The organism is Antarctobacter heliothermus, from assembly GCF_900188425.1.
GTDB classification, from domain to species: Bacteria; Pseudomonadota; Alphaproteobacteria; order Rhodobacterales; family Rhodobacteraceae; genus Antarctobacter; species Antarctobacter heliothermus.
Genome location: NZ_FZON01000044.1, coordinates 28893 through 44336 on the forward strand (window position 1 = coordinate 28893; position 15444 = coordinate 44336).

Annotated in this window: 16 protein-coding genes; 7 read left to right on the top strand and 9 right to left on the bottom strand. The window is 65.1% G+C overall.

All coding sequences use genetic code 11. From position 1 onward, the window contains the following. Window positions 1–5 precede the first annotated feature (5 nt). Genes cbiB through CHB90_RS18740 form a run of 3 tightly spaced genes read right to left on the bottom strand, consistent with a single transcriptional unit; the run spans window position 6 to window position 2326 of the window. Window positions 6–941 carry an adenosylcobinamide-phosphate synthase CbiB gene (gene cbiB, locus CHB90_RS18730; protein WP_089279377.1) on the bottom strand — a complete coding sequence of 312 codons (936 nt, stop codon included), beginning with the start codon at window positions 939–941 and terminating at the stop codon, window positions 6–8. Then, window positions 938–1705, bottom strand: coding sequence for a propanediol utilization protein (locus CHB90_RS18735; RefSeq protein ID WP_245823302.1), 768 nt, complete (start codon window positions 1703–1705; stop codon window positions 938–940). Before CHB90_RS18735 ends, cbiB begins: the two co-directional genes overlap by 4 nt. 36 nt (window positions 1706–1741) lie before the next feature. Then, the gene (locus CHB90_RS18740; protein WP_089279378.1) at window positions 1742–2326 is read right to left on the bottom strand and encodes a histidine phosphatase family protein; all 585 of its coding nucleotides are present in this window, start codon (window positions 2324–2326) and stop codon (window positions 1742–1744) included. A gap of 45 nt (window positions 2327–2371) precedes the next feature. On the opposite strand from CHB90_RS18740, the gene cobU reads away from it, so the two are divergent. From cobU to CHB90_RS18760, 4 genes are all read left to right on the top strand, one after another. Then, window positions 2372–2884 (top strand): bifunctional adenosylcobinamide kinase/adenosylcobinamide-phosphate guanylyltransferase, encoded by a 513-nt coding sequence (cobU, locus tag CHB90_RS18745; RefSeq protein ID WP_089279396.1) that lies wholly within the window; start codon window positions 2372–2374, stop codon window positions 2882–2884. Continuing rightward, a complete protein-coding gene (gene cobT, locus CHB90_RS18750; protein WP_089279379.1) occupies window positions 2881–3888 on the top strand; it encodes a nicotinate-nucleotide--dimethylbenzimidazole phosphoribosyltransferase in 1008 nt (335 codons plus the stop codon). Before cobU ends, cobT begins: the two co-directional genes overlap by 4 nt. Next, a complete protein-coding gene (gene cobS / locus CHB90_RS18755; protein WP_089279380.1) occupies window positions 3885–4637 on the top strand; it encodes an adenosylcobinamide-GDP ribazoletransferase in 753 nt (250 codons plus the stop codon). The genes cobT and cobS overlap by 4 nt, the downstream gene beginning before the upstream one ends. Window positions 4638–4715: 78 nt before the next feature. Beyond that, the gene (locus tag CHB90_RS18760) at window positions 4716–5171 is read left to right on the top strand and encodes a MarR family winged helix-turn-helix transcriptional regulator (protein ID WP_089279381.1); all 456 of its coding nucleotides are present in this window, start codon (window positions 4716–4718) and stop codon (window positions 5169–5171) included. Window positions 5172–5178: 7 nt separating this feature from the next. Here CHB90_RS18760 and arsJ read toward each other — a convergent pair whose 3' ends face one another. The 3 genes from arsJ to CHB90_RS18775 are packed head-to-tail and all read right to left on the bottom strand — an operon-like array spanning window position 5179 to window position 8313. Then, on the bottom strand, window positions 5179–6438 hold the full coding sequence (gene arsJ / locus CHB90_RS18765) for an organoarsenical effux MFS transporter ArsJ (RefSeq protein ID WP_089279382.1): 1260 nt from the start codon (window positions 6436–6438) through the stop codon (window positions 5179–5181). A 46-nt stretch (window positions 6439–6484) separates the two neighbouring features. Then, window positions 6485–7489 carry an ArsJ-associated glyceraldehyde-3-phosphate dehydrogenase gene (locus tag CHB90_RS18770; RefSeq protein WP_089279383.1) on the bottom strand — a complete coding sequence of 335 codons (1005 nt, stop codon included), beginning with the start codon at window positions 7487–7489 and terminating at the stop codon, window positions 6485–6487. Then, a complete protein-coding gene (locus CHB90_RS18775) occupies window positions 7486–8313 on the bottom strand; it encodes an arsenate reductase/protein-tyrosine-phosphatase family protein (protein WP_089279384.1) in 828 nt (275 codons plus the stop codon). Before CHB90_RS18775 ends, CHB90_RS18770 begins: the two co-directional genes overlap by 4 nt. A gap of 178 nt (window positions 8314–8491) precedes the next feature. Here CHB90_RS18775 and CHB90_RS18780 point away from each other — a divergent pair, with 178 nt between their 5' ends. Together CHB90_RS18780 and CHB90_RS18785 are read left to right on the top strand one after the other, a co-directional pair. Then, complete coding sequence (locus tag CHB90_RS18780; protein ID WP_245823303.1) at window positions 8492–9691, top strand: aminotransferase-like domain-containing protein; 1200 nt, start codon at window positions 8492–8494, stop codon at window positions 9689–9691. Between the two features lie 186 nt (window positions 9692–9877). Next, a complete protein-coding gene (locus CHB90_RS18785) occupies window positions 9878–10168 on the top strand; it encodes a hypothetical protein (RefSeq protein ID WP_089279386.1) in 291 nt (96 codons plus the stop codon). Between the two features lie 63 nt (window positions 10169–10231). Here the strand turns inward: CHB90_RS18785 and CHB90_RS18790 are convergent, their stop codons facing one another. The 3 genes from CHB90_RS18790 to dctP form a co-directional block, all read right to left on the bottom strand. Beyond that, window positions 10232–11635 carry a TRAP transporter large permease gene (locus CHB90_RS18790; protein ID WP_089279387.1) on the bottom strand — a complete coding sequence of 468 codons (1404 nt, stop codon included), beginning with the start codon at window positions 11633–11635 and terminating at the stop codon, window positions 10232–10234. Then, window positions 11632–12264 (bottom strand): TRAP transporter small permease subunit, encoded by a 633-nt coding sequence (locus CHB90_RS18795; RefSeq protein WP_089279388.1) that lies wholly within the window; start codon window positions 12262–12264, stop codon window positions 11632–11634. The genes CHB90_RS18790 and CHB90_RS18795 overlap by 4 nt, the downstream gene beginning before the upstream one ends. A gap of 114 nt (window positions 12265–12378) precedes the next feature. Then, window positions 12379–13395 (bottom strand): TRAP transporter substrate-binding protein DctP, encoded by a 1017-nt coding sequence (dctP, locus tag CHB90_RS18800; protein ID WP_089279389.1) that lies wholly within the window; start codon window positions 13393–13395, stop codon window positions 12379–12381. A gap of 433 nt (window positions 13396–13828) precedes the next feature. Here dctP and acs point away from each other — a divergent pair. Next, on the top strand, window positions 13829–15444 hold a 1616-nt coding region (gene acs / locus CHB90_RS18805; protein ID WP_089279390.1), incomplete at its 3' end, for an acetate--CoA ligase.

A 15444-nucleotide genomic window follows, 5' to 3' on the forward strand; every position in this document is an offset into this window, starting at 1 on the left:
GCCCCCTAAACAGCCGCAAGCCCCACAAGGACCGCGCCGCACAGAAACATTGCCCGGACGTAGAGCGCAAGACCTCGGCTGATGCTGTGCCGATCCGGGTCTGGGGCCAGTGCATTCACATAGGGTTCATCCGCCACGCGGTCGCCGTAGACACGCGGCCCGGACAGCCGCACATGCAGCCCGCCCGCCAGCGCCGCCTCGGGCCAGCCCGCATTGGGGGAGCGGTGGTGCTGCGCATCCCGCGCCACTATCCGCAGCGCCGCGCCCATCCGCCCGGAGACAACTGCAAAGGCCAGTGCCGTCAACCGCGCCGGGATCAGGTTCACCAGATCATCCAGCCGGGCGGCGCATTTGCCAAAATGCTCATAGCGGGCGTTGCGGTGGCCAATCATGGAATCCATCGTGTTGATCGCCTTGTAGGCCACGATCCCCGGCAATCCGGCCACCGCCCCCCAGAAAAGCGGCGCGATTATCCCGTCAGAGGTGTTTTCGGCGAGGCTTTCCAGCGCCGCGCGGCTGACTCCGGCGCTGTCCAGTTGGCGGGTGTCGCGCCCGACAATCATCGACAGCGCATGGCGCGCGGCGGGCAGGTCACCGGCGCGCAATGGGTCTCGCACGGCAACCACATGGCTATACATCGACCGGGTGGCCACCAGCGGCCAGGCCATCAGGCCAAGGATCAGCGCCGCCATCCAGCCCTCCCCCAGAACCATCGTCACCAACAGCGCAGGCAGCGTTGCCGCGGCTATGACAACGGCCACGGTCAGCGCGCCGCGCAGCAGGCGTGCGGTGTCAGAGCCCCTGTTCAGCCGTGTCTCCAATGCCGAAATCAGCGCACCGATCCAGACGACCGGGTGTGAGATCCGACGATACAGCGCATCGGGCCAGCCGATCAGCGCGTCCAGCAGCAGCCCGATCAGCATGATCAGCGCAAAACTCATACGGCCCCCCCGGTGGCAAAGCGCAGAACATCTTTCAACCCTGCCGCTGTCAGCACCCGCGCGGCACCATCCGGAACCGTGCCGGGCGCAAAGATCAGCGCGCGGGCCGGGCCGGTATGGGCGCGGGCGTGGCCCAACGCGCCCAGCCGGGTCGCCAGCGCGGGCATCGGATCATCGACCGGGCCGCGCAAGGCGGAACAGCGGCGTGCGGACTCCGCTGCCAACGCGGCCTTGGCCGCCAGATCCGCCTGCGGCCACGCCTCGATAAGGTCCGCAATATCTGGAAAATCGGCGTCTTTTGGGTCCGTCCGCTGCGGCGGCCCCCAGAACCCGCCCAGGATCTCACAGGCCGGCACCGGGTCCAGCGACCTCACGATCTCCGCCCGCCGCGAAGCCCAGAGCAGCCGGTCAGGCGTGGGCCACATCAGCGGATCGCTCGCCCCCTCAACCGCCAGACAGGCGCGCGCGATCGCGGCACCGTCGGTCGCGCCAGCCGCACGGGCCGCCCGGGCCAGCGCCACAAGCGCCGCTGTCGACATGCCCGCACCGCCGCCGGGTTGCAGGTCTGCCGAGATGTGGTAGCGGCCCGCCACAGGCTGCCCAAGCGCGGCCAACATCCGCGCGGCCTGCGCCGGGGTGACAACCGTCGCCGCGCCCTCCAGCGCCAAGGGGCCACCGCCGGTGCGCCGCACCGTGACACCCCGGGTCGGGCACGCCAGCGTGACCAGCACCACCGGCCCGCCAGCGCCAATTCGCCCCTGCATCCATTCTCCGAAATGTCCCGCGACAAAGGCCATCCGCTACAAGGGGCGCCAGTTCACGGCGATCACCGACACACCGCCCTCAAAGACCCGCAGCCGCGTGACCGACCACGGTGCCACCTCAAAGGCCAGCGCGGCGGGCACCGTATCCAGCGCCAGCGCCAGACCGGCGCGCACCGTTCCGGCATGGGCGACAATTGCCACGGGGCCAGCGTGGCGCGCCTGCGCGGCCAGTTCTGTTAAGGCGGGGGTGATCCGCGCTACCATATCGGCAAAGCTCTCCCCACCCGGCGGGCGGTGGTCTGCCAAGTCCTGTGTCGACATGAGGCCAAGATCGGGGATGTCGCCAAAGGGCATCCCCTCCTGCGCGCCGAAATCCTGTTCCCACAGCCGCGCGTCGCTGTCCACGTCACAGCCGGGCCACAGCGCCGCCGCCGTCTGACGGCACCGCAAGGCGGGGCTGGCGACGCGCACCGGCACCTTTGCCACCAATCTCTGCAAAGGCCGCCAGACCGCCGGATCACCAAGGTCCGACGCCACATCCGTACGCCCGCACAAACGCCCGCCGTGCCGGGCGGGGGCATGTCGAATCAACATCAGTTCAGAGGCATCGGGCGGCATCATTTCGGGGCTTTTCAAGCAGATCGGAACATGCTTTGTCACGACCGCATGGGAAAGTCGATCCTCATCACCGGCGGCGCACGTTCGGGCAAAAGCACCCTGGCCGAGCGCATGACACTGGCGCTGGGGCGGCCCGCGATCTACATCGCCACCGCGCAGGCCCATGACACCGAAATGTCCGATCGCATCGCCCAACACCAATCGCGCCGTGATGCCGATTGGCGCACGGTCGAGGCCCCGCGCGACCTGATCGGCGCGCTGCGGGAAACCGACGGCACCGCCCCCCGGCTGGTCGATTGCCTGACGCTCTGGCTGACCAACCTGATGCTGGCCGATGAGGATTGGCAGGCGGCGACCGATGCGCTGGCCGCCGAACTGGCCCGCCAATCCGCCCCGATCCTTTTCGTCACCAATGAGGTCGGCGCCGGGATTGTCCCGGAAAACGCCCTTGCCCGCGCCTTTCGCGATGCGGCGGGGCTGGTCAATCAACGCATCGCCGACGCCTGTGATGAACTCTGGTTCTGCGTCGCGGGCCATCCATTGAAAGTCAAACCCGCATGACCCACCTGCCCCTCACGTCTCTGGACGGCGTGACCGCCCTTGACCTGCCCGCCTTTGACAATGCCGCCGCCAAGGCCGCCACCGCGCGCCAGATGCAGCTGACCAAGCCACCGGGATCGCTGGGTCGGCTAGAGGATCTTGCCGCTTTCATGGCGGGCTGGCGCGGCACCGACCGCCCGCAGATCATACGCGCGCAGGCGCTGGTTTTTGCCGGCAACCACGGGGTATGCGCGCAGGGCGTGAACCCCTTTCCGCAGGAAGTGACCGCGCAGATGGTGGCCAATTTCGCCGCCGGGGGGGCTGCGATAAATCAGTTGTGCAAGGCGGCGGGGGCCGATCTGAATGTCATCGCGCTGGACCTTGACCGGCCCACCCGTGACTTTGCCACCTCCCCCGCGATGGATGAGGATGACTGCCTTGATGCGCTGCAACGGGGGTCGGCGGCAGTCGATACGGACGCGGACATCTTGCTGTTGGGGGAAATGGGCATCGGCAATTCCACCGTCGCCGCCGCGCAGGCCTTTGCCAGCTTTGGCGGCACCGCGCAGGATTGGGTTGGCCCCGGCACTGGGTCGGACGCCGACGGCGTCAGCCTCAAGGCGCGGGTGATCACCGCAGCAGTCGACAAACACGGGGCGTTGTCGCCCATGATGCGGCTTGCCGCCCTTGGCGGGCGCGAACAGGCGGCGCTGTGTGGCGCGGTTCTGGCGGCACGCATGGCGCGTATCCCAGTGCTGCTGGACGGGTTCATCTGCACCGCCGCCGTCACGCCGCTGTTTGCCGCCGATCCCGATCTGCTGGCCCATTGCCTGATCGCCCACCAAAGCCGTGAGCCAGGCCACCGCCGTCTGGCTGAAGCGATGGACAAGGCGCCGCTGCTGGACCTCGGGATGGCGCTTGGCGAAGGGTCCGGCGCGGCACTGGCCCTGCCGATCCTCAAGGGCGCGCTGGCCTGTCACAATGGCATGGCGACCTTTGCCGAAGCAGGCATTTCGGGCGCATGACCCTGCGCCGCCGCCTCGACGAATTGCGGCTGGCGATGATGATGCTGACGCGGCTGCCCATGGGACGGCTGGCCGACCCGGCACCGACGCTGACGCAGGCCCGGTGGGCCTTTCCGCTGGTGGGCCTGCCCATGGGGCTGGCGGCCTGGGGCGTCTTTGCCGGGGCTGCGGCCTTGGGCCTGCCGGGGCTGACCTGCGCCTTTGCCGCGCTGGCCACGCTGGCCGCGCTGACCGGCGGGCTGCACCACGACGGTTTTGCCGATTTCGCCGACGGCGGGGGTGGACGCGACCGGGCGCACCGGCTGGAGATCATGCGCGACAGCCGGGTCGGCAGCTATGGCGTGATCGCCCTGATCTTTGCCGTGGGACTGGCCGCCTCGGCGCTGAGCGCCCTGCCCGCCTCGGCCTGGGCCGGGTTCGTGCTGGTCAGCGTGGCCAGCCGGACGGCCATGCTGATCCTGCTCGACATCCTGCCGCCCGCGCGGGTGGACGGGCTGGGCCGCATGGCGGCGCGCGCACGCGGCCCCAGATCCCTGACCGTCTGGGCGCCGGGTCTGGTGATGTCGCTGGGGGCAGCGCTGGTGCTTGGCCCCGCCGCGCTGCCCGTGCTGACCGCCATGGCGCTGACGACGGCGCTGGTGGCACGTCAGGCGCGGCGCAGCCTTGGCGGGCAGACCGGCGATGTGCTGGGGGCGGCGCAACTGGCAGCCGAGACCACGGGGTGGGTTGTGCTTGCCGCAACACTCTGATGCGCGCCGCCAACCTCATTGCACTTGCAATGAGGACGGGGATACTCTGACGGGGTCGCCCCTTGATGGACTGCCCAGATGACCACCCGTTCCGATCCGCCGCCCTTTGATCTTGCCAGCTTTACGCCCTATCGCCTTGCGGTCGCGGCGGAAAAGACCTCGGAGGCGCTGGCGCGGCAATACCGTGAACGGTTTGGCATCTCGATCCCCGAATGGCGGGTGCTGGTCCATCTGGCCCAGCCGCTGGACGGTGCCGCCACGATCTCTGTCCGCGACATCGAGGAACGCGTTGCCATGGAGAAATCCAAGGTCAGCCGCGCCGCCTCGCGGCTGGAGGCGTCGGGCTATATCGAAAAGACCGTGGATGCCGGGGACCGGCGGCTGGTCCGGCTGGCCCTGACGGACAAGGGGCGCCGGATGATGGCCGACCTGTTGCCGCTGGCCATGGCCTACCAGCAAAAGATCGAAGCGCGGCTGGCAGAGAGTTTTGCCGGACTGGAGGCCGCACTGGATGCAATCCTCGACGCCGAGTGAGGCCCGTTCAGTCCACCCGCAACCGCGCCGCGCCCAGTGCGCTGATCGCCACCAGCACCGCCGCCGTGGCAAGGCACAAGGGCAAGCCGCCAATCTGGTAGCTGACGCCAGACAACAGCGTGCCCAACAGCCGTCCGGCGGCGTTCGCCATGTAGTAGAACCCGACATCCATCGTCACCCGCTCACCCGTTGAGAAGGCAAGGATGAGATAGCTGTGCAGCGCGCTGTTGACCGCAAAGAGCGCGCCAAAAACCAGCAGCCCCACGATGATGGTCACGGTCAGCCAATCCGCAGGCGTCCCCGCCCACCAGACCAACACCGCCAGCCCAGCAGGCACCACCGTCAGCGACAGCGCCCAATGGCGCGCGGTGCCGACAATCTCTGATGCCGGTCGGGTTGCGGCGCGCAAGGCCTTGGGTGCCGCGGCCTGCACCGTGCCATAAAGGATGGTCCAGACCGCCATAAAGCTGCCGATGGTGAAAAAGGCGATGCGGTTGCCCGCCTCAGAGCCATCCGACAGCACCGCGTAGAAATAGACCGGGATACCGACCACAAACCAGACATCCCGCGCGCCGAACAGAAAGACCCGCGCCGCCGACAGCCAGTTGACGTTGGGGTCCTTGGAAAACACCTCGGTGAATTTTGCGCCCTTCCGGCCCGTCGGCAGGCCGGACGGCATCCGCAAGCTGACCGCCAACAGGACCGCGCCCAGCACCGCCGCCATGCCCAGCACCGCCGGGACAAAGCCGAAAAGCGCCAGCATCGCCGCCCCGGCCAGAAACCCCAGCCCCTTGATCGCGTTCTTGGACCCGGTCAGCAGCGCGACCCAGCGGAACAGACCGCCCTGCCCGCTGGGGGCCAGCAGCTTGACCGCCGATTTGGCAGACATCTTGGACAGGTCCTTGGCCACGCCCGACACGCCCTGCACCGCCATGACAAAAATCACCGAGGCGGTCAGGCTCCACCCCGGATCAAGCTGCGCCAGCGCCAGCAGCGCGCCGACCTGTAGTGCCAAACCGGCATAGAGGGTCGAGGTCAGACCGAACCGCGCCGCGATCCAGCCCGCCGACAGGTTGGTGACGATGCCCGCAAGTTCATACAGCAGGAACAGATAGGCCAGCTGCACCGGCGAAAAGCCCAGGCTGTGAAAATGCAGCAGCACCAGCATCCGCAGCGCGCCATCGGTGAGCATGAAGGCCCAATAGGCGGCGGTGACGGCCACATAGGCGGCCAGTCCCTGCGGACGGTGGTCGGTGGTGCTGCTCATCATGTGGTCTCTGTACTAATGGGTCGGCGCAAAGGCCGGGACGGGGTCAGTCCTGTAGCGAGGCACCTACCATATGGGCCACGTCCACCAGCCGGTGCGCATAGCCCCATTCATTGTCATACCAGGCGTAGATTTTTACCTGCGTGCCGTTCACCACCATGGTCGAGGGCGCATCCACAATCGCGGAACGCGGATCGTTGGTATAGTCGGTCGACACCAGCGGGCGTTCCTCATAGCCAAGGATGCCCTTCAGCGGCCCCTCGGCGGCGGCCTTGAACAGAGCGTTGACCTCTTCGGCCGTTGTCTCCCGCTCGACCTCGAACACACAGTCGGTCAGCGAGGCATTCAGCAGCGGCACCCGCACCGCGTGGCCGTTCAACCGGCCCTTGAGCTCGGGGTAGATCAGCGTGATCGCCGTGGCCGACCCGGTGGTTGTGGGGATCAGCGAATTCAACGCGGACCGCGCGCGGCGCAGGTCCTTGGCAGGGCGGTCCACGATGGTCTGCGTGTTGGTCACGTCATGGATCGTGGTGATCGACCCGTGTTTGATACGCAGCGTCTCGTGGATGACCTTGACCACCGGGGCAAGGCAATTGGTGGTGCAGGAGGCCGCCGTGACGATATTGTGGGTATCTGCCTCATAGATCTGGTCGTTCACCCCCATGACGATGTTGGCCGCCCCGCCGTCCTTGACCGGGGCCGACACCACCACCTTTTTCACCCCGCGCTGGAAATAGGGCGCGATGCGCTCTGCGGTCTTGTAGTAGCCGGTGCAATCGACCACCACGTCCACACCCTCCAGCGGCAGATCGTCCAGATTGCGTGTGCCGAACACCGGGATGCGGGTGCCGTTGACGGTCAGGCTGTCGCTGTCGGCGCTGAACGCGGCGTCCCAGCGGCCATGCACCGTGTCGAACTCCAGCAGATGCGCGTGCATCGCAGGATCGCCCACCGCGTCGTTGAGAAAGGCAATGGTATCGCCCGCCTCCAGCATCGGCTTTACGATCAGTTTTCCCATGCGGCCAAGGCCGTTGATGGCGTAGGTGGTCATGCGAAATCCTCGGACTTGGCGATGTCGTCGATCCGCGCTTGCAGGCTTTCGCGATCCAGCATGTCGATCGGCAACGCAGCAAAGGTCATGATGCGGTTGCGCAGCGCGCCGTAAACCTGCTGGAACGCCAGCAGTTTTTCCGCCTCGGTGCCGGTTGCCTTGACCGGGTCGGGCTGGCCCCAATGTCCGGTCATCGGCTGCCCCGGCCAGGGCGGGCATTCCTCGTTCGCGGCGCGGTCGCAGACGGTAAAGACGAAATCCAGCCGCGCCGCACCGTCACCCTGAAATTCACTGATGTTCTTGGAGCGCAGCCCCGACACATCGTGTCCCTTGTCGGCAAGAACCTTCAGCGCCATCGGGTTCATTTCGCTATAGGGGTTTGTGCCTGCAGAGAACGCCTCAAACTGATCGCCCGCTAGGTCGCGCATCAGGGTTTCGGCAAAGATCGACCGGGCAGAGTTGCCGGTGCAGATGAACAGGACATTGTATTTGCGATCCGACATGGAAGACTCCGCAAGCGTGTGTGGCAGACAGGTTTCAGGACGTCCCCGGCAGCAATCCGCGCCAAGGTAGGAAATCAGGCGACCCGCGCCACCGACATCGGCGGTGTACAGCAGCGAGGTGCCCTTACGGCTCTGCGATACCAGCTCCGCATTGCGGAGATGTGACAGTCCGGCCGACAGAGTGGACGGGGCCATGTGCAACGCGTCAGCGATCTCGCCCGCCGGAACAGCATCGGGATAGCGCCGCATCAGCAGTCGGAACACGTCCAGACGGCGGCTGTGCGCAAGGGCGGTCAGAGCATTGAGCGATTCAGTTTTCATATTTCTGGAAATACGGAAACAGATGCGCGCCGGCAAGGTGAATTTCCGAGAAACCGGAAATACCTTTGAAGGACTGCGGCAGGACCGCGCCGAACCGCTGTCTTTGCTTGCCATCCATTTACCAAAACATGTTAGGAGGGCGGCCATATCGCCAAGCCCTGCTTTGTGGAGGATTCCCTTGTCCCGACGTGCGCCCTTTGCCAAATGGCTCGATGACACCAACGACGTCACACAGACCTTTTTGTCTGCGGGCCGGATCCCGGATCTGGTGAACCTTGCCGGGGGCCTGCCGGACCCCTCGACCTGGCCAGTGGCCGACCTGACCAATTTCGCCGAATGCGCGGTGGCGGATCACACGCAGGACTCGCTGGGGTATTCCCCCATCGACGGCTTGCCCGATCTGCGCGACCGCATCGCCGCCGACCATAGCCGGGGCGACTTGCGGCTGACGCGCGACAACGTGCTGATCACCACCGGCGGGATGCAGGGGCTGGACCTGCTGGGCAAGGTGCTGCTGAACAGCGGGGACACCATTGCCGCGCAATCCCCGGCCTACCTCGGCGCCATCGACGCGTGGAAGCCGCGCGCACCGCAGTATCGCGCCATGGTGCTGGAACAGGACGGGTTTGATCCGCGCACCGCCATGACCGGCGCGCAATTCGCCTACACGGTGCCGAACTTTTCCAACCCTTCGGGCCGTCTGGTCCCGACAGATCAACGCCGTGCGCTGGTCGCGTCGGCAGAGGCGACGGGCTGCTGGCTGGTTGAGGATGACCCCTACGGCCACCTGTACTACGACGCGGCGCCCCTGCCCCGGATGCTGGACCTCTCCGCCACTGGTGCCACAGCTTACGACGGTCCGGTGATCTACCTTGGCACCTTCTCCAAGATGCTGGCACCGGGGCTGCGGGTCGGCTGGGTCATTGCGGCACCGGAGGTGATCACCGCCATGACCACCGCCAAACAGGGGTCGGACATGTTCACCAGCGGGCTGTGCCAGCGGATTGCGCTGCAAGCGATGCAACAGGGCGTGCCGGACCGCATCCTGCCCGGCATCCTTGATCTGTACCGCGCCCGGCGCGACGCGCTGTGCGCCGCCATGGCGGCAGAGCTGTCGGACCTGTTCACATGGGAGGTGCCCACGGGCGGCATGTTCGTCTGGGCGGTGGCTCGCGATCCGTCACTGGACACCGACCGGCTGATGAAGACCGGGCTGGACCACGGCGTCTGCGTGTCCCCCTCCAGTGTGTTTGATCCGCTGGGGCGCGACCGTCGCGCGATCCGGCTGAACTTTACCCTCAATGCGCCCGAGGTGCTGGCCGAGGGCGTGCGCCGCCTTGCCACCGCAACCCGCATGGAACTGACCCGCGCCGCGTGACGGTAATTTGGCTCCGGCCCGCGTGCGACAGGCTGCGCGCGTCGGCCTGTTCGCAGCAGGCTGGCGGGAAACTGCCGCCGACTTAACACTCCGCTAACACATTCCGTGTTTTTTATATACGAAATCCAGAATGGGTTCGGGACATCCCAATGCCCCCAAAAGGAATGTTGAGAAGGAGCAGTCAAGATGACTTTCAAGACCACGATGACTTTGGCCATCGGCCTGGCGATGCTGTCGGGTGCGGTACAGGCCGACCATGCAAACCCCTGGGCCACGGCAGAGGATACCGTCTTGTCCAAAAACCACGACGCCAATCAGGCCAAAAGCGTGGGCACGCCGGGTGAGGACGAAATGCGCGGCGCCATGACGCGCGCGGCGCGGGGCAAGACGGGCGACGCCCAGGGCTATGGTGGCGGCACTGGTGGCGGCAAAGGCGGCGCTGGCAAGGGCGGTGGCGGCAAAGGCGGCCGCCCCTGACCTGAAACGGCAAAAGGCCGCGCCCCTCTGGCGCGGCCTTTCAATCACCCGGTCATACAGGCATCACATTGCCAGCGACGGCAGCCAAAGCACGATCGCCGGAAAGGCCACCAGCAGCGCGATGGTGATCCCGTCGGCGACAAAGAACGGCGTCACCCCCCGGAACACGTCCTGCACCGACAGCTCTGGCCGCACCCCCGCCACGACAAAGCAGTTCAGCCCGATGGGCGGCGTGATCAGGCAGAACTCAGCCATCTTGACCACCAGAATGCCGAACCAGACCGCGCACATCGGCCCCGACATGCCAAATGTCGCCTCTTCCGCGCTGACAAACACCCCGCCGTTCAGCGCCATGACCGCCGGGTAGACCACCGGCAGCGTCAACAGCAGCATCCCGATGGCGTCCATGAACATGCCCAGCACCGCATAGGCCAAGAGGATGCAGACCAGGATCAGCATCGGCGAATACGGCAGCCCGGTGATCCAGTCCGAAAACGCCGAGGGCAGATCCGCAAAGCCCAGAAACCGCACATAGATCAGCACGCCCCAGATGATGGTAAAGATCATCACCGACAACTTGGCCGTTTCGACCAGCGCATCCTTCAACTCGTTCAGACGCATCCCGCGCCACAGCGCCATCAGAAAGACGATAAAGGCCCCGATGGCCCCGCCCTCTGTCGGCGTGCCCCAGCTGTCGCCGCCAAACGGGTTGTAGACAAAAAAGATGATGATCACGACCACTGCCACGATGGGCAGCGCGGGCGGCAGGCTTTCGAACCTCTGACGCCAGGTAAAGCCACCCACCGGCGGGCCAAAGCCCTTGATCGTCAATGCCAGACCGATGATCAGGATCGCGTAGACCAGCGCCGAAAAGACCCCCGGAATGAACCCCGCCAGCAGCAACATGCCCACGTCCTGTTCCACGATGATCGCATAGATGACCAGGATCGCAGAGGGCGGGATCAGCGAGGCCAGTGTACCGCCCGCCGCCACTACCCCCGCAGCAAAGCGTTTGTCATAGCCCACCTTCAGCATCTCGGGGATGGCAATGCGGGCAAAGACCGCCGCCGTCGCCACCGATGCCCCCGACACGGCGGCAAAGCCCGCAGTGGCAAAGACCGTCGAGACCGCCAGCCCGCCCGGCACCCAGGCGATCCAGCGTTTGGCCGCCTCGAACAGCGCGCGGGTCAGCCCGGCGTAATAGGCCAGGTAGCCGATCAGGATAAAGGTCGGGATCAGCGACAGCGCCTGCGACGACACCTTGCCATGTGGCACCTGCCCCGCCGTCTTGACCGCAACAGTCAGCGCCCAACCGAATTCCTCGGGGTCATAGCCCTTTTTCGACCAAAAGATCCAGATCAGCCCGACCAGCCCCGAAAAGGCGGCGGCAAAGGCCACGCGCATCCCCAGGACCACCATGAGCAACAGGCCCCCAGTGACCCAGAGACCGATTTCAATGGATGTCATGTGTCGTGTCCCTGTACCTGGTCGGCCTCAGCCAGTGCCTGTTCCGCCGCCGACATGACCAGCGGCACCGCCACGGGTTCGCTCAGGCCAAAGACGATGGCCCGGCCATAGCCCCACAATTGCAACACAAGCCGCAAGCAGATCACCGAAAAGGCCACCGGCACCACCAGTTTTGCAGGCCAGATCGGCAGGCCGATGTCGATAGAGCTGTCGCGGCTCCAGTTCGGCTTGGCAAAGTCAAAGCTGCGGTCGAAATGCGCCCAAGTACCCCAGACAAGCAATGCCATCAGGATCAGGACAAGAAGGGTGGTGATGAACTCGGCCGCCCAGAGCGCGCGGCCCTTCAGCGCGCCCACCACGATATCCATGCGGATGTGGCCACCCGCGCGCTGGACATAGGAAATGCCGAAAATGGCAATGAACGGCATCGCCGTTTCGATCCAGTCGACATAGCCGCGCAGCGGTTCGTTGAACAGATTGCGCCCGGTGACAGACACCACCGCAAGGCCCATCAGCGCAAAGGCCCCAAGGCCAGAGATCAGGGCCATGCCCCACTCCACCCGTGCCAGCGCCCGGTCGAGCCTGGAAAGCAGGCTGCCGTCCTCAAGGACGGAGGCATGTCCGGCCATCAGTTTTCTCCGGTCTTGTAAAAGGGAAAAGCCCGCCCTGGCCCTGCACCGGGGCCAAATGTCCTACTGGACAAAAGGCCCCGGCATAAAAGGCCGGGGCGGGATTGCACGGCCTCAGTTGGAGGCGCGCGCCTTTTCCAGTGTCGAGAAGACGAGATCATAGAGTTCCTGCGCCGGCAGGCCCTGCGCGCTCATGTCCGCCAGCCATGCGTCGTGGATCGGCTTGCCTGCCACGTCGCGGAACTTGGACAGTTCCTCTTCCGACAGCATGACCTTGGTCACGCCTTTCTCGGCCAGCACCTCGTCCCAGCGCTTGAGCAGCGCGCCGTAGTTCTCGAGGTAATAGGCAATCGCCTCATCCACGGACTCGTCCAATGCGGCGCGCTGATCGTCAGGCAGCGCCTCGTAGGCGTCGATATTGACCACAACCGGGCAGTTCACCGTGCCGGGGTTCAGGTTTGCCGTCCACCAGTCAGCCTGGTTGATCGTGCCAAACGACAGGTGCGCGTGCTGGGCAAAGGCCACCGTGTCGACAACACCCGACTGCATCGCTTGATAAGCCTCGGACGAGGTCACCGATGTCGGCACGCCGCCGACCGCTGTAAACGCCTTGCCCAGACCGCCGGTGGCACGCACACGCATACCGTCGAATTCGGCCAGTTCGTCGCGCGGCTCGCCGGTGCCGACCAGATTATACTGCGGCATGGGCGAGGTCATCAGCATCTGCGCGTTCCACTGCGCCATTTCCTCGGCCACCGCCGGGTGCGCATAGACCGCGTGGCTGACAGCCACCTCTTCTTCCAGCGTGGACACGCCAATGAACGGCAGTTCCAGCACGGTGATCGCGCGGTTCTTGTCGGCGTGATAGCCGGCACAGAACTGCGCCATCTCAAAGGCGCCGATGGAGATACCGTCCAGGTTCTCGGTGTTCTTGGACAGGCCACCGTAGGAGATGTTCATGGTGAACTCGCCGCCGGTCTTTTCCGACACCAGATCGGCAATCTTGTGGATGTGCTCTGTAAAGGCACGACGCGAGCCCCAAACGGAGACGTTCCATTCGGTGGCGGCAGCCTCGGTCACAAACGTCGCGGCCACGACGCTGAGCATCAGTCTTGCGGTAGTGCTGGACATTTTGTCCTCCCCTATTTCTCACAGCGGTATATTCCGCCTCGCGCGGAGGGTAGTCGAAAGTCCCGGTACTTCAAGGCTTTTGCCGCACCAGGGGGATTCGCGCGGGCGAGCGCTAACAGTTCGCATACCATCGCATACCGCATCGTTTTGTCACACCCGCCGCCAAGACCACTCGCCCGGTCCGGGTGCTAGCCAAGCCCTTTTCACCCGGATGCGACGAGGTGTCCACGCAGCGTTGTAAACAAAGGGTTTCGCGCGGCTCAGGCAAATTAGTTTACGATTTTCAACCCCGTCATGAAAATAGTTTACAGCTAAATCATTCATTTTTAATAGGTTATTCCAATATTTTCCGATTTCGTTATATTCCAACTTGTACGCGGTGACGCAGCGGAAAGTCGCGCCATCGGACCACTTCGGAGAGGGAGCTCCTGTCATGACCGACCAGACAAAACCTGTAACCGGCAATCCCGTTTACCCGCCGTCGGCGGATATGACGGCCAACGCCCACATCGACGCGGCGCGTTATGATGCGATGTATGCGGCCTCGATCAGCGACCCCGAGGGGTTCTGGGCCGAGCAGGCGCAGCGGCTGGACTGGATGAAGGCCCCGACCGAGATCAAGAACGTCGACTTTACCCTCGGCCAGGTCGGCATCGAGTGGTTCCGCGATGGCACCCTGAACGTCGCCGCCAACTGCATCGACCGCCACCTGGAAAAGCGCGGCAACCAGACCGCCATCATCTTCGAGCCTGACGATCCCACCGAACAGGCCCAGTCGATCACCTACAACGACCTGCACCGCCGCGTCTGCCGCATGGCCAACGTGTTGGAAACGCTGGGGGTTCGCAAGGGCGACCGCGTCATTATCTATCTCCCGATGATCCCCGAGGCCGCCTATGCCATGCTGGCCTGCGCGCGCATCGGCGCGATCCACTCCATCGTCTTTGCCGGCTTCTCACCCGACGCGCTGTCCGCCCGCGTCAACGGCTGCGACGCCAAACTTGTGATCACAGCCGATGAGGCCCCGCGCGGCGGTCGCAAGACGCCGCTCAAGACCAATGCCGACAAGGCGCTGCTGCACTGCAAGGACGACGTCAAATGCCTTGTGGTCAAGCGCACCGGCGGCCAGACCACCTGGGTCGATGGCCGCGACTTTGACTATAACGAAATGGCGCTCGAGGCCTCTGACTACAGCCAACCCGCTGAAATCAGTGCCGAAGATCCGCTGTTCATCCTCTACACATCCGGCTCGACCGGCCAGCCAAAGGGCGTCGTGCACTCCTCGGGCGGCTATCTCCTGTACGCGGCGCTGACCCATGAGGTGGTATTCGACGTGCATGAGGGCGATGTCTACTGGTGCACCGCCGATGTCGGCTGGGTCACTGGGCACAGCTATATCGTCTACGGCCCGCTGGCCAATGGTGCCACCACCGTGATGTTCGAGGGCGTACCGACCTACCCCGACGCCAGCCGGTTCTGGCAGGTCTGCGAAAAACATAAAGTGACCCAGTTCTACACCGCGCCCACCGCGATCCGCGCGCTGATGGGGCAAGGCACCGAATTTGTTGAGAAATGTGACCTGTCGTCCTTGCGCATCCTGGGCACTGTCGGTGAGCCGATCAACCCAGAGGCGTGGAACTGGTACAACGACGTGGTCGGCGGCGGCCGCTGCCCGATCGTCGACACCTGGTGGCAGACCGAGACCGGCGGCCACCTGCTGACCCCGCTGCCCGGCGCGCATGCGACCAAACCGGGTGCCGCGATGAAGCCGTTCTTCGGCGTCGAGCCGGTGGTGCTGGACCCGCAATCGGGCGTTGAAATCGAGGCCTCCCCGACCGAGGGCGTGCTGGCGATCAAGGCCTCCTGGCCCGGCCAGATGCGCACTGTCTGGGGTGATCACGACCGGTTCGAAAAGACCTACTTCTCTGATTACAAAGGCTATTACTTCTCCGGCGACGGCTGCCGCCGCGATGCGGACGGCGATTACTGGATCACCGGGCGGGTCGATGACGTGATCAACGTATCCGGTCACCGCATGGGCACGGCAGA

Excerpts from the sequence above, each read along its gene's own strand:
- CHB90_RS18790 (WP_089279387.1), bottom strand. The coding sequence starts at position 11,635 with ATGACATCCATTGAAATCGGTCTCTGGGTCACTGGGGGCCTGTTGCTC.
- dctP (WP_089279389.1), bottom strand. The coding sequence starts at position 13,395 with ATGTCCAGCACTACCGCAAGACTGATGCTCAGCGTCGTGGCCGCGACG.
- CHB90_RS18795 (WP_089279388.1), bottom strand. The coding sequence starts at position 12,264 with ATGGCCGGACATGCCTCCGTCCTTGAGGACGGCAGCCTGCTTTCCAGG.
- CHB90_RS18760 (WP_089279381.1), top strand. The coding sequence starts at position 4,716 with ATGACCACCCGTTCCGATCCGCCGCCCTTTGATCTTGCCAGCTTTACG.
- CHB90_RS18770 (WP_089279383.1), bottom strand. The coding sequence starts at position 7,489 with ATGACCACCTACGCCATCAACGGCCTTGGCCGCATGGGAAAACTGATC.
- CHB90_RS18785 (WP_089279386.1), top strand. The coding sequence starts at position 9,878 with ATGACTTTCAAGACCACGATGACTTTGGCCATCGGCCTGGCGATGCTG.
- cbiB (WP_089279377.1), bottom strand. The coding sequence starts at position 941 with ATGAGTTTTGCGCTGATCATGCTGATCGGGCTGCTGCTGGACGCGCTG.
- cobT (WP_089279379.1), top strand. The coding sequence starts at position 2,881 with ATGACCCACCTGCCCCTCACGTCTCTGGACGGCGTGACCGCCCTTGAC.
- cobS (WP_089279380.1), top strand. The coding sequence starts at position 3,885 with ATGACCCTGCGCCGCCGCCTCGACGAATTGCGGCTGGCGATGATGATG.
- CHB90_RS18740 (WP_089279378.1), bottom strand. The coding sequence starts at position 2,326 with ATGATGCCGCCCGATGCCTCTGAACTGATGTTGATTCGACATGCCCCC.
- cobU (WP_089279396.1), top strand. The coding sequence starts at position 2,372 with ATGGGAAAGTCGATCCTCATCACCGGCGGCGCACGTTCGGGCAAAAGC.
- CHB90_RS18735 (WP_245823302.1), bottom strand. The coding sequence starts at position 1,705 with ATGCAGGGGCGAATTGGCGCTGGCGGGCCGGTGGTGCTGGTCACGCTG.
- arsJ (WP_089279382.1), bottom strand. The coding sequence starts at position 6,438 with ATGAGCAGCACCACCGACCACCGTCCGCAGGGACTGGCCGCCTATGTG.
- CHB90_RS18775 (WP_089279384.1), bottom strand. The coding sequence starts at position 8,313 with ATGAAAACTGAATCGCTCAATGCTCTGACCGCCCTTGCGCACAGCCGC.